The following is an 11,516-nucleotide window of genomic DNA, read 5'->3' on the forward strand; positions in this document are numbered from 1 at the left end:
ACCTAGCGTGCACCGCCACGCTTGACATCCAGGTGCGAGGTCTCACGCGAGCCGGTCGCGGTGTGGTCGCCCTTGCCTGACGTCGCCGGATCGTCGATCCACTCGATGTGAGTCCCGTGAGCATCCACCTTGCGGCGGTTGCCGTGATCGTCGTAGTCGATGTGGTACTTCTGCTCCTCGCGGCTGGAACGTCCCGCCTTGATGTCAGCGCGCTCCTTGATGACCGAGGCGACAGCCGTCACGATGAGCACACCCACGATGACCACGAGCGACAGCACGGTGCTGACCTCAGGCACGTTGACGTTCTCGCCACCGTTAATGAAGGACAGGTTGTTCTCATGCAGGGCGTGCAGCAGCAGCTTCACACCGATGAAGCCGAGCACGACTGCCAGGCCGTATGACAGGTAGACGAGTTTGTCCAGCAGACCGTTCAGCAGGAAGTAGAGCTGACGCAGACCCAGCAGCGCAAACGCGTTGGCGGTGAACACCAGGAACGCTTCCTGGGTGATGCCGTAGATGGCCGGGATGGAGTCGAAGGCGAACATCACGTCGACAAAGCCAATGGACAACAGCGCCACGAACAGCGGGGTGACAGCCTTCTTGCCTGCCTCCGTCAGCGAGAACAGGCGATCGCTGTGGTAGGACTTCGTCACCGGGATGACCTTGCGCAAGGTCTTGACCACGAGCATGTCGTTCGGGTCCGGATCCTCTTGATCCGTGGCTTCGTCGTAGACAAGCTTGATCGCGGTGTAGAGCAGGAACGCGGCGAAGATGTAGAACACATCGGACCATGCCTCAATGATCACCGCACCCAACAGAATGAACGCCAGGCGGCAAATCAGCGCGATCACAATACCGATGAGGAGCACCTTCTGCTGATACGCGCGCGGGATCTTAAACGCACCCATGATGAGTGCGAATACGAACAGGTTATCCACACTGAGTGAGAGCTCCGTGATGTAGCCCGTGAAGAACTGAACGCCGTGTTCAGCGTCCCACAACCACCACACGATACCGCCGAAAATGCAGGCCATCGTCATATAGAACGCGGCCCAGCCGCCGGATTCCTTCATCGTCGGTTCGTGCGGGGTACGCACGTGGGAGACGAAATCAAAGATGAAGAAGCCAAGGATCACCGCTGAGGTGATCAGCCAAATAGAAAGGGGCACATGCATGTACGCAACCTCCGGTTGAGATGAAAAAATAACCGGAGGTCTCCCCCACCCTTTCGCATGGTGGGCCGCCTGGACCGGGAACCTCTTAACTGGGTTAGCCGTGTTGACGATCCAAGGCGCTTTTGGGGTACTCCCCTCCAACAGGAAGCAACCCTACTTGATCGCTCCAGCGAGCACACACCCCGACCCGCAGCGCCGACGCTTAGACAGCGAAAGGGTCGTCGTCGGCATCGAGGTTAAGCCGGAGCTCAATCGCGTCAGCGATGTCGGACACGAATTCTTCACCATAGCGGTCCGCAACGAACGCTGCGGCCATGTCGGTTCCAGCGGCAACTCCCGACGATGTCCACCGGTCGCGGTCATGCACCCACCGCGCAGAGCGGCGCCACTCAATATTCTCGCCGAAGCTCGTGGCCCAATCGAAAGCTCTCTTGTTGCTCGTCGCAGTGTATCCCTCGAGCAAGCCCGCAGCAGCGAGAAGCGCGGATCCCGTGCACACCGACATCAGGATCTGCCGCCCGGCGGCCATCGCCTTCAACTGGGCAACAAACTGGTCGTCTTCCACCAGCCGGCGCGTCCCCATGCCACCCGGCACGAACAGCACATCCCCGGTTGCCGAACTGAAGTCGCCGTCGACGCCGAGTCGGACACCTTGAGAACTCGTGACGGAACCACCATCCGCTGAAAGCATTTCCACGTCGAAGTCGTCGACTTTGGACAGCACTTCTACTGGGCCGGCCACATCGAGCAGCTCAACATCGTCGAAAAGAACAACAGAGAACCGGAACCCGGGAGTAGTGCCCATCGGTTAAAACGCGCCCCCGGTCGGGTTGTAGGTCGCCTTCACCGTTTGGGTATCGGAGTCGGGGTCGACATCGGTGGGTTCGTCGGTGGAGGCGTCGTCAAGCGATTGCTCGTCGAGTACTTCCTTGGGCGCCTCGGCGGGGTCAGCACCCTTGATCATCCAGATGATGGTGTCCAGCTCCTCCGGCTTCACCAGCACCTCGCGGGCCTTCGAACCTTCGGATGGGCCGACAACACCACGGGATTCCATGAGGTCCATGAGGCGCCCGGCCTTAGCGAAGCCGATGCGGAGCTTGCGCTGCAGCATCGATGTGGAACCAAGCTGGGAGGTGACGACGAGCTCGACCGCCTCGAGGAGGTCGTCCATGTCCTTGCCGATCTCCTCGTCGATCTCCTTCTTCTCCGCAGCCTTCTCCTCGGTGACACCCTCGGTGTAGTGTGGCTCGCCCTGTTCCTTGACGGCGTCGACGACAGCCTGGATTTCCTCATCGGAGACGAACGCACCCTGGAGACGCTGCGGCTTGCCGGCACCTTGCGGGATGAACAACGCGTCGCCCATACCGATGAGCTTCTCTGCACCCGCCTGGTCCAAGATGACGCGGGAATCCGTCAGCGAGGAGGTGGCGAAGGCCAGACGTGACGGAACATTCGTCTTAATCAGACCCGTCACCACGTCCACGGACGGACGCTGCGTTGCCAGCACGAGGTGAATACCGGCGGCACGCGCCTTCTGTGTGATGCGAACAATGGAGTCCTCGATCTCCTTCGGCGCGGTCATCATGAGGTCTGCGAGCTCGTCCACCACGCAGATGATGAGCGGATACGGGCGTACCTCACGCTCGGAGCCAAGCGGTGCGGTGTGTTCACCGGAGCGGACTTTCGCGTTGTAGTCCTTGATGTGACGCACGCGCGCGGACTTCATGTCCATGTAGCGCTGCTCCATCTCCTCCACGAGCCACTGCAAAGCAGCGGCCGCCTTCTTCGGCTGCGTGATGATCGGGGTGATCAGGTGCGGGATGCCCTCGTACGGGGTGAGCTCCACCATCTTCGGGTCAACCAGGATGAGGCGAACCTCTTCCGGCGTCGCACGGGTGAGCAGCGAAATGAGCATCGAGTTCACAAACGCGGACTTACCGGAACCGGTCGAACCTGCCACGAGCAAGTGCGGCATCTTCTGCACCGAGGCGGAGACAAAGTCACCCTCAATGTTCTTGCCCAGGCCGATGAGCATCGGATCATGATCACCACGGACGTTCGGGGCGTCGAGGACATCGCGCAGGCGCACCATTTCACGGTCCGCGTTGGGGACCTCAATACCCACGGCAGACTTACCGGGGATCGGGGTGAGCAGGCGGACGTTATCCGTTGCCACGGCGTACGCCAGGTTGGACTGCAGGTTGGTGATCTTGGAGACCTTCACGCCTGGGCCCAACTCAACTTCGTATCGGGTCACTGTCGGGCCACGCGAGAAGCCAGTCACCTGGGCGTCCACGTTGAATTCTTCGAAGACCTCAGTGATCGCCTCGATCATGCGGTCATTCGCCTCAGTGCGCGTCTTCGGCATTTGACCCGCGATGAGAAGGTTGGTCGACGGGACCTTGTAATCCGTCGTCGTTTCAGGCACGCGAGCAGAGGGCTTCTCTGCGCCTCCCCTCCCCTTCTCCGAATTCGGCGTTGCCGCCGGCACGGCCGCAGCATCAATCCCGGAGCGAGCGACGATGGCCTTACGCATCTCCTCCCGCGATGCGGCAACAGCGTCGGTCTGGGCTGCGGGTTCAACGCGCTCGAGCACCTTGGTCTCGTTGTCCGCGTCATCCACGATGGACGGCGCCACGCCGACCTTTTTGCGGGTGGAACGCTTCTTCTTGGGTTCTTCAGGGGCGGGAGGCTCGGCACCATCAGCGTCGAAAAGCGTGGGCTCCTCGACTGGATAGTTGTCCATCGGCGTGCGACGTCGGGTACGAGGGCGACCTTCTGCGATGGCATCAATGTCATCGTCAGCACCATCGTAGATATCCTCTTCCTCCGGGTCCGGAGTGTGGGCGTTGCGCGCAATGGAGCTGAACAACGCGCGAATGTAGTCGAAGGATTCCCGCACCGTGATGCCGGTGGCCAGGAGCGCGCCGTACACGATAACCAGGACGAGCAGAGGCACCGCAACGAACGGCGTGAAGCCCGCGCTCAGCGGCCCGCCAATCAACGCACCGATCGCGCCACCCGCGATACGACGGTCATCCCAGTCCGCCGGAGTCCCCGCAAACACATGAATGAGGCCGAGCATGCACACGGCGATAAGCGTGAGGCCAGCGCCGCTGTGGGCACGTTCGGAGGCCGAATCCCCAAGACCCAACATCAGTGCAATCGCGATACCCACGAGCACCACGGGCAGCACCAGCGCACCAGCACCGATGATCCAAGAGGTACCGCTAGCGATGAGGGCGCCGACCGGGCCAGCAACGTCCAGCCACACCGAAGCGCCGAGAACTGCGGCAAGACCGATCAGAACAAGTCCGATCGCGTCCGCGTTGAGGGTGCGGCGTGGCGTGAAGTCCGCGTCGGTCTCGTCGTAGGCGTCGGTCTCAGGAATGTCGTAGTCCTCCTCAATCTCTTCACGGCGGCGACGGCGCCGCCCCTGGCCACCAACGGCCTTAAACGCACCCGTTAGGTCGCGCGCAGCATTACCCATGCCACGGCCAACAGCACCCACGGCGGAGCCGACCCTCTCATCGGAGGTATCGGCGGCAGCACGTGAAGAGGAGCGGTAGCCGTAGCTACCGCTCGAGCGCTTGTCGCGGCCCTTGGGGCCCGTGTGTGAGCGGCCTTTATCGCGGCGTGAGGTACTGGTGGCAGACATGGGGACCACTGTAATACCTTGCGTATCTCAAATCACATACGCCACACCGGTATGCCGGTATACCGTCGGCATATCAGTGTCTAGATACGACGCTTGACTGCTGCAATATCCTCTGGCTCGCCGGTGATCTCCACCTCGACTTTGTCGCGCCCCGTGACCCACAACAACAGCTCGCCGGGATCACCTTTAACGCGCACTACGCGCGAGCCCTGCTCGGCCACTCCCCTCTTTCCGCCCAACGTCACCGACGGAAGGTTCGGGGGCGTGAGGATGACGGGCACGTTCCCGCTCGAGAGCGCCAACCGCCCCATCATGGCGGCAGCGGACATGAGCTTCTCCTCAACAGCGTGAGAGAACTCACGTGGCTCTACCGGACGGTCACCACCACGGCGCACATCCTCATGGTGGATAAAGTTCTCCGACACATTGATCAGCGGATCAAGCGGCTTCACAAACACCGGCGGTCCTGCCGCCCACGCACGCACCACGTCTTCGTAGTCACGCTTTTTTACTGCTTCTTCGGCTGAAGACGTCACTGACTTCAGGGCTGGCACCAGGTAACCAACCGCGCGGTGCGGCTGATTCTCCCGGATGTACATGTGTGTGATGAGGTCCCGGGTAGTCCACCCCTCACACAGCGTTGGTGCATCCGGACCAAGCTCCAACAACAACTGGGCAAGCTTCTCGCGTTCAAACTGTTGAAACGACATGCTGCCCACAATAACGCGATGCCCCGCTCCCTAAGGCGGGAACGGGGCGTCGATAAGCAAAAAGCTACAGCGACTCGCGCGTGGACTCGATGTCCTCGGTAGAAGCCGGGGTGACATCGTCGGCGTTCATCGGCACGACCGTCGGCAGAATCACAGGCTCACGCTTGTACTTCTGCTCGATCGTGCGAGAAATGCGGCGACGGAGCTGCTGAACCATACGGTACGGGTCATTCTCACCCTCCGCGGCCAGGTCAAACATGGTGTTCTCCACCAGCTCGGTGATGACTGGCTTCACCTCGCGGTCATCATCGATGAGGCCCGTAGTGGACACGGTCGGCTTCTCAATGAGACGACCCGTGCGGTCATCAATCACACACGTGATGGAGATGACGCCACCGGCAGCCAGGTTGGTTCGGTCCGCGAGCACGTCCGGATCAACATCACCCATCGTGGTGCCGTCAACGTACAGGTTGCCCACCTGGTACTGGCCAGCAACCTTGACCTTGCCGTTGATCATCTCCACGACAACACCGTTCTGCGCCAGCACCGTGTTCTCCGGCTTCACGCCGGTAGCGATAGCCAGTTCCTTGTTGGCGCGCAGGTGACGCCACTCGCCGTGCACCGGCATCGCGTTGCGCGGACGAGCCATGTTGTACAAGAACAGAAGCTCACCAGCGTAGCCGTGGCCAGACGCGTGAATGTGTGCGTCATCATTAGTGATCACGTTCGCACCAATCTGCGCGAGGTTGTTGATCACAGCGAAGACAGCTTCCTCATTACCCGGAATGAGCGAGGAGGACAGGATGATCGTGTCACCATCACGCACGGTGATCTGGCGGTGCTCACGGCGCGACATGCGCGACAGCGCCGCCATCGGCTCACCCTGCGTGCCCGTGGTGATGAGCATGACGCGGTGCGGCGCCATCTTTGCTGCTTCCTCAATCGGAATGATGGTGCCCTTCGGGGCACGCAGCATGCTCATCTTCTCCGCGATTTCCATGTTACGGAGCATCGAACGACCGTTGAAAGCGACCTTGCGGCCAGATGCGACAGCGGCGTTCACCGCCATCTGCACGCGCGACACGTTCGACGCAAACGACGCGAGAACAACGCGCTGCTTCGCGGACTGCACGATGCGGATGAGGTTCTCCTCGATGCCTGCCTCCGAAGCGGAAATGCCCGGGATGGTGGCGTTCGTGGAATCACACAGGAACAGGTCAATACCCTCATCGCCGTAGCGTGCAAGCGCCGGCAGGTCAGTCGGCTTGTTGTCGTACGGGGTCATGTCGACCTTGACGTCACCGGTCATGCAGACGGTGCCAGCACCAGTCTTGATCACAACACCCAGGCAGTCCGGGATGGAGTGGCCGACGTGGAAGAAGCGCAGGTTGTACGGACCGACGGTGATCTCGGACTTTTCGTTGACCTCGTGCAGCTTCGGACGCTGACGGTGCTCCTTGGTCTTCGCTGCGATGAGCGCGTTGGTGAACTTCGCCGAGTAAATCGGGATGTCCGGGCGCAGCTTGAGCAGCCACGGGATCGCACCAATGTGGTCCTCGTGCCCGTGCGTAACGACGAGGCCGTCCACCTTATCCAGCTTGTTCTCAATCGGACCGAAGTCCGGCAGGATCAGGTCCACACCCGGCTCGTCCGACGACGGGAACAGCACACCACAGTCAACGATGAGCAGGCGACCGTTGTACTCAAACACGGTCATGTTGCGGCCAATCTCAGAGATGCCGCCAAGAGCGTAGATACGCAGCGCGCCATTCGCTGGCTTCTGCGGTTCCGGCAGACGCTTGGTCAGGTCTGCACCCTGCATACCCTTGACCGGGTTGCGGCGGTTGTCCCCACCACGTCCGCGGCCACGACCACGGCCGCGCCCACGGCCACGGTTATTACCACCGTTGCCACGGTTGTTGCCGTTATTGCCGTTATTGCCGTTGTTCTTCGGGCCATTGCCCCCGTTACCGGCGTTGTCACCGTTGTTACGGTTTTCCTGCGGTTGAGTATCAGCGGTTTGGAACACCGGCTGCTGATCGCTCGTCTCCGGCGGGCCCGCCTTGCGGGTCACCTTGCGCGAGCGGTTGCGGGTTTCGTTCATACTTAAAGGACTCCAGCCTTTTCCATGTCATGGCGGAGAGCCTCCAGCTGCGTTTCGTCGGGTGCGACGATGGGCAGGCGGGGATCCCCAACCTCAATGCCCTGCAGGCGCAGGGCGGCTTTTGCAAATGTCACTCCACCGAGTACTGCTTGCTGTTCCGCGAGCACGCACATGGTGGTGGCGTTGATTTCCCGCGCACGGGCGAGGTCGCCTTCCTCGAAGCTTGTAACCATTTCTCTCATAAGACCTGGGGCTGCGTGGGCGACAACGGAAATAACTCCGGTTGCGCCGACAGAGAACCACGGCAGGTTGAGAACGTCGTCGCCAGAGTACCAGGCCAACCCGGTTTCATTGATAATCCTGGTGGCCTCCAGGAAGTCCCCCTTGGCATCCTTGACGGCTTTGACGTTGGGCAGTTCTGCCAAAGCACGAATCGTGGACCCGGCGATAGGGATCGCGGAACGTCCCGGAATGTCGTACAGGCAGATTGGCAGGTCGGTCGCCTGGGCGACGGCGGTGAAGTGCGCAAGCAGTCCTGCCTGGGAGGGCTTGGAGTAGTACGGGGTGACTACGAGGAGAGAGTCAGCGCCCGCGTCACGCGAGGCTTGAGCCAAAGCTACCGACGTCCGCGTGTTGTTCGTTCCCGCACCCGCCATGATCTTGACTCGGTCCCCCAGTTCGGAGCGCACCGCCTTGATCAGTTCGATCTTTTCCTCAGGGCTGGTCGTCGGGGATTCGCCCGTCGTGCCACCGAGGATAAGTAAATCGACGCCATTGTCGGCGAGGTGGACAGCCAACTTTCGTGCAGCGGCGAGGTCTAGTTCGCCGTCTTTGTCGAACGGAGTGACCATGGCAACGCCGATGGTGCCAAACTCAGCTGCACCGGTATTTACTTTCGTTGAAATGCCCATGGCTACCTAGGGTACATTCTTTGCCCCGCCTATCAGTGACCGGCGGGGCTCAAAAATTTATCCAACGTAGGGGCTCGTGGCCATAACGGAGCCGTCGGCGAGGGTGCTGATGAGGAAATCGTCGAAAAGCGCGGGCGCTTGTTTCTTCAATACCTCGAGGATGGCAACGGCGAGCTCGCGAATTTCTACATCCGCGTGTTCGCTCGCGCGGGCTGCAATGAAGTCGCGCCATGCGCGGTAGTTGCCGGTGACCACGAAGCGGGTTTCCGTGGCGTTGGGCAGGATAGAACGCGCAGCTTGCCGCGCTTTCTTCTTGCGGAGCAACGCGTTGGGTTCATCCTCGAGGTTGCCTTCGAGTGCACCGAGGAGCTCTTCGTAGACGAAGCGCGTCTCATCGACAGCAGCCAGAAAGATGCGGCGCAGATCCTCATCCTCAGCGATCGCCTCGGGGATCACTACATCCGCTTCCTGCGAAGGCACGAAGCGCTGCGAGAGCTGTGAGAAGGACAGATGCCTGTGGCGTAGCAGCTCATTGCCCGCCGCGCGTGAGAGGCCGCGGATGTACAGCGTTGCTGTGGCGTGCTCAAGCAACGCGTCGTGCCCAACCTCGAGGATGTGGCGCAGGTAAGCCTCATTCGCCGCGGTATGCGGGTTGGGTTTGTCGAATGTTTCGTAGCAGGCGCGCCCCGCAAATTCGACGAGGGCTTCCGCATCTGTCGCGGCCGGATCCTGTTCCCAGTCCACGTCAGCAGGCGCCGCGAAGGAGGTGGCGGCGATGAGCTGGACGTCGAGAGTTTTGCTCTGCGTCATTTACAGGCCCAGGTAGGAGTCGAGGCCAACGGTCAGACCCGGGTGGTCCGCCACGCCACGCACGCCGGTGAGCACACCGGGCACGAAGGAGTCACGACCGTAGGAATCCTGACGGATAGTCAGCGTCTGGTCGGTGGTGCCGAAGATGATGTCCTCGTGTGCCACCATGCCCTGCATGCGCACAGCGTGGACCTTCACACCATCGACGTCAGCGCCGCGGGAGCCGTCGAGGGCCTGCTCCGTCGCATCGGGCATGGCGCCCAAGTTTGCTTCTCGACGAGCCTCCGCAATCCCCTGCGCCGTCTTCAGTGCCGTGCCGGACGGCGCATCAAGCTTGTTCGGGTGGTGGTACTCCACGACCTCAGCGGAATCGAAGAACGGCGCTGCCTGGCGGGCAAACGCCATGGCCAGAACAGCGGAGATGGCAAAGTTCGGAGCGATCAGCACACCGACTCCATCGTTGGCCGAACACCAGTCGCGGACCTGCTGGTAGCGCTCCTCATCAAAGCCAGTCGTGCCCACCACGGCGTGGATGCCGTTGTTGATGCAGAATTCCAGGTTGCCCATCACCGCATTCGGAGTGGTGAAGTCAACGATGACCTGAGCGCCATTTTCTACGAGCGTGTCCAAAGAATCGCCCGCATCAATCTCAGCCACAAGCTCCAGATCGTCCGCAGCATTAACGCCCGCCACCACCGCGGACCCTACGCGACCTTTTGCTCCGAGAACTCCCACTTTGATGGTCATGGCGGTCAACCCCTTTTAAATATTGAAAATCCTTGTTTGTTTCTGCTTCGCCCCACTCTATCCTCTGCGATGGGAGGGGCAGGCTCCGCCTTGCCTCCAACGGGGAAAGGGATTGTCCGATAAACTGCAACATATGAAACACCAGTCACACGCGTTAACAATTGCCCTCCTGACGGCCAGCGCCCTGGGCCTCGCGGCATGCTCCGCTGAGGATTCGATCTCAGAGCCCAGTGGTGCCGCCGCCACTGTCACCACCGCTGACACCAAGGCAGCCGCCGCGTCCGCCGAGGATGATGAGCAAGTCCCGGGGGAATACTCCACAGAGCCCACCGACACCTTCAGCGGTGAACTCACGTCTGAGCTGCGTACCGTTGACATCCGCTCGGGCTCGCACGAGGGCTACGACCGCGTTGTATTTGAGTTCGAAGGCAATGGCACCCCAGAGTTCCACGCCGGTTACTCCGATGAACCTCTTCAGCAGGCTTCTGGCCTGCCGGTGGACGTTCCCGGTGAGGCCGCCCTGGAAATCATGATTCACGGCACTTCCCTTGATCAGACCCCAGACGCTAAATACGCCGGTAAACCCACCCTTGGGCTTGCCTCCGGCAACATCAAGGAAGTAACAAATAGCGGCACCTTCGAGGCTGTTTCCCAGTACTTCATCGGTCTGGACAAGCAACGCCCGTACAAGGTGACCGTGTTGGAATACCCAACGCGCGTTGTCGTGGATGTGCAGAAGTAGGCACACGGCAATGTCTCTTTCCCGTCGCGCAGCCGTAGTGTGCAGCACGCTCTTCGCCGCGATGCCGCTGAGTGCCTGCACTCAGCTGCAAGAGCCTGATGAAGCGGTCATGACCATGCGCGAATCGCCCACCCCGAACACCGTGACCACAACGGTGAAAACCACCCAGAGCAAAGCCCCATCCTCCGCTCCCGCCGAAGGCTTTGGCACTGACCGAGTGGAAATCAATAACAACAAACGGGGCTCATACAAGGTCACCGGTGTCCGCATCGGCGCACACGACACCTTTGATCGCCTCGTCTTCGATATTGGTGGCACTGGCACACCGGGGATCTTTGCGCAATATGACGACCACCCGAGCCAACAAGGATCTGGCTTTGATGTCCACGTCAACGGCGGCGCGGCACTGCTCGTGCTCTTGCGCGGGGTGAATGCCCCCTACGAAGCCCCGCAAGGCTCAGACGGGCACGCCCCCAGCATTACCGACGTTGTCTACCAGGGCTGGGATGAAGGCGATTCCAGGTGGTACATCGGTGTGGACAAGAAACGCCCCTTCAAGATCGAAGTGATTGAGAACCCGACGCGCGTGGTCGTGGACTTCCAAAAATAGGCGTTTCAGAAAATGAGCACGCACCTCTGTGTAAAATTTTACATCGCTG

10 protein-coding genes are annotated in these 11,516 nt (G+C 60.8%); 2 read left to right on the top strand and 8 right to left on the bottom strand.

The window, feature by feature from the left end; genetic code table 11:
* Window positions 1-2: 2 nt before the first annotated feature.
* From L8U60_RS08560 to dapB, 8 genes are all read right to left on the bottom strand, one after another.
* On the bottom strand, window positions 3-1,175 hold the full coding sequence (locus L8U60_RS08560; protein ID WP_269965949.1) for a TerC family protein: 1,173 nt from the start codon (window positions 1,173-1,175) through the stop codon (window positions 3-5).
* 202 nt (window positions 1,176-1,377) lie between these two features.
* On the bottom strand, window positions 1,378-1,980 hold the full coding sequence (locus L8U60_RS08565; protein ID WP_269965950.1) for a DJ-1/PfpI family protein: 603 nt from the start codon (window positions 1,978-1,980) through the stop codon (window positions 1,378-1,380).
* Window positions 1,981-1,983: 3 nt separating this feature from the next.
* Window positions 1,984-4,833, bottom strand: coding sequence for an FtsK/SpoIIIE family DNA translocase (locus L8U60_RS08570; RefSeq protein ID WP_269965951.1), 2,850 nt, complete (start codon window positions 4,831-4,833; stop codon window positions 1,984-1,986).
* Window positions 4,834-4,913: 80 nt separating this feature from the next.
* A complete protein-coding gene (locus L8U60_RS08575; RefSeq protein ID WP_269965952.1) occupies window positions 4,914-5,543 on the bottom strand; it encodes a TIGR03085 family metal-binding protein in 630 nt (209 codons plus the stop codon).
* 64 nt (window positions 5,544-5,607) lie between these two features.
* Window positions 5,608-7,647, bottom strand: a complete 2,040-nt coding sequence (locus tag L8U60_RS08580; protein WP_269965953.1) for a ribonuclease J — start codon at window positions 7,645-7,647, stop codon at window positions 5,608-5,610.
* Window positions 7,648-7,649: 2 nt separating this feature from the next.
* Window positions 7,650-8,558: a 4-hydroxy-tetrahydrodipicolinate synthase gene (gene dapA, locus L8U60_RS08585; protein WP_269965954.1), complete on the bottom strand. Its 909-nt coding sequence runs from the start codon at window positions 8,556-8,558 to the stop codon at window positions 7,650-7,652.
* A gap of 57 nt (window positions 8,559-8,615) precedes the next feature.
* Entirely contained in the window at window positions 8,616-9,368 is a 753-nt protein-coding gene (gene thyX / locus L8U60_RS08590) for an FAD-dependent thymidylate synthase (protein ID WP_269965955.1), read from the bottom strand.
* Window positions 9,369-10,115: a 4-hydroxy-tetrahydrodipicolinate reductase gene (gene dapB / locus L8U60_RS08595; RefSeq protein WP_269965956.1), complete on the bottom strand. Its 747-nt coding sequence runs from the start codon at window positions 10,113-10,115 to the stop codon at window positions 9,369-9,371. It lies immediately after the preceding gene.
* 133 nt (window positions 10,116-10,248) lie between these two features.
* Here dapB and L8U60_RS08600 point away from each other — a divergent pair, with 133 nt between their 5' ends.
* Both L8U60_RS08600 and L8U60_RS08605 read left to right on the top strand, forming a co-directional pair.
* Window positions 10,249-10,857, top strand: a complete 609-nt coding sequence (locus L8U60_RS08600; RefSeq protein WP_269965957.1) for an AMIN-like domain-containing (lipo)protein — start codon at window positions 10,249-10,251, stop codon at window positions 10,855-10,857.
* A 10-nt stretch (window positions 10,858-10,867) separates the two neighbouring features.
* Complete coding sequence (locus L8U60_RS08605; protein ID WP_269965958.1) at window positions 10,868-11,467, top strand: AMIN-like domain-containing (lipo)protein; 600 nt, start codon at window positions 10,868-10,870, stop codon at window positions 11,465-11,467.
* Window positions 11,468-11,516: the final 49 nt, after the last annotated feature.

The sequence above is a fragment of the Corynebacterium meitnerae genome, assembly GCF_027570075.1.
In the GTDB taxonomy this organism is placed as follows: Bacteria; Actinomycetota; Actinomycetes; order Mycobacteriales; family Mycobacteriaceae; genus Corynebacterium; species Corynebacterium meitnerae.